Source organism: Mesorhizobium sp., from assembly GCF_004962925.1.
Taxonomy (GTDB): Bacteria; Pseudomonadota; Alphaproteobacteria; order Rhizobiales; family Rhizobiaceae; genus Mesorhizobium.
Map to the genome: position 1 here is coordinate 2,367 of NZ_SUEO01000125.1, position 1,695 is coordinate 4,061.

A 1,695-nucleotide genomic window follows, 5' to 3' on the forward strand; every position below is an offset into this window, starting at 1 on the left:
GATCGTCGAAGGTTCCGGCGAAGACGGAGTTCACCTTCACGTCGGGCGCGGCATATTTCGCGCCTTGCTCGTAGCCGCCGAGGAAGTTGCGGATCACGGGGATATCACGGCCGCCGACGAAGCCGATCGCCTTGCCGTCGCCGATCTTGTCGAATTCGCTGCCCTTGGCCTCGATCATGCCGGCGAGCGCGCCGGCGACGAAGGATCCCTGCTCCTCCGCGAAATTGGCATAGATCATGTTGGGATTATCGAGCACGCCGTCGATGAAAACGAAGCGCTGGTCAGGATAGGCTTTGCTGACTTTCTGCAGCGAGTCCACCAGTTCCCAGCCCATCACGAAGATGAGGTCATATTGCTTGGCCTTGGCAAGGTTCTCGAACTGCTCCTCGTAGTCGAGCGCGCGATTGCCGGTGTCGACCAGCTTGAGGTCGATGCCGAAGTCGTCCTTGGCCTTGTTGAGGCCGTTGACGATGGAAACACCGAAGCCCTGTGCAAAATATCCCGAGATGGCGGCCACGGACACCTTGTCCTGTGCCGCGGCAGATCCGAACGACACGGCAAGCATCGTGCCGGCCAGACATAAACTCTTGAGCGCCCTTTTCATGTCATTCCCCTTCAGCTTTTTTCAGCTTTGAAGCCAACGCCTTGACCATCCGCGCCTATCGCCGAAACGGCGGCTATTTTCGTTGATGGTCATATGAGTTTATGAGCGGCCCCGCAGGCTGTCAATCGTCATCCGATGCAGTTTCCTCACCCTCTTTTCTCGCTTCTTCCGTGCCGAAGCTTGACAAATATCGGCCGGGGATAATTGTTGATACTCTAACGAGTTTGCGCGAACGACGAGATAAGGAGCGGACTATGCCGGCTGTGGTCGTCAGGAAATTTCTGGTTCAGGTGGAGGAGATCTTCCATGAGAGCGGCCCGCCTGCGGCACGCCCGCTCAAGCGCGGTGCGATCGTCGCTATTATCGCCAATCCTTTTGCCGGGCGGTATGTCGAAGAAATCACCGGCTTCATGGACGATCTGAAGCCACTCGGTCTCGATATGGCGCGACGCCTGATCGATGCCATCGGCGACGGCGCCTCGGCAATCCAAGGCTATGGCAAGGGCGCCATCGTCGGCGCCGCCGGTGAGCTTGAACACGGCGCGCTCTGGCATAATCCCGGGGGCTACGCGATGCGCGAGCTGCTCGGAAACGCCAGGGCGATCGTGCCTTCGACCAAGAAGGTCGGCGGCCCCGGAACCCGGATCGACATTCCGATCACGCACATCAATGCCTCTTATGTGCGCAGCCATTTCGACGCGATCGAGATCGGCGTCACCGATGCGCCGCGCGCAGACGAGATGGCGGTCATCCTGGCGATGACCACCGGCGCGCGCATTCACGCGCGGGTGGGCGGCCTTGCCGCCGCTGACATCAAGGGTGAGGACGGGTTGAGATGAGCGCAGAAATCCGCCGGATCATCACCATCGTCGAGGAAACCCTGATCGAGGGCGGGCGTCCCGTCGATCCGCCGACCCGCCGTGCGGCGGCCATTGCCGTAATCCGCAATCCCTACGCCGGCACCTACGTCGAAGATCTGTCGATGCTGAGCGACATCGGCGAAGCGTTGGGCGATATCTTGCCGAAGCGCGCGGTCGCGGCACTCGGCATTCCCGGCGACCGTATCGAAAGCTTCGGCAAGGCAGCCGCCG

At 60.8% G+C, this 1,695-nt stretch carries 2 protein-coding genes and 1 pseudogene; 2 read left to right on the forward strand and 1 reads right to left on the reverse strand.

Annotation, left to right across the window (positions count from 1 at the left end):
- Positions 1 to 604, reverse strand: a 604-nt coding sequence (locus E5W87_RS22340) for a BMP family ABC transporter substrate-binding protein (protein ID WP_292402337.1), incomplete at its 3' end; no start/stop codon positions are given.
- 254 nt (positions 605 to 858) lie between these two features.
- On the opposite strand from E5W87_RS22340, the gene E5W87_RS22345 reads away from it, so the two are divergent.
- Together E5W87_RS22345 and E5W87_RS22350 are read left to right on the forward strand one after the other, a co-directional pair.
- Positions 859 to 1,443 carry an amino acid synthesis family protein gene (locus tag E5W87_RS22345; protein WP_292402340.1) on the forward strand — a complete coding sequence of 195 codons (585 nt, stop codon included), beginning with the start codon at positions 859 to 861 and terminating at the stop codon, positions 1,441 to 1,443.
- Between the two features lie 44 nt (positions 1,444 to 1,487).
- A pseudogene (locus tag E5W87_RS22350) lies at positions 1,488 to 1,695 on the forward strand (amino acid synthesis family protein); the annotation flags it as partial.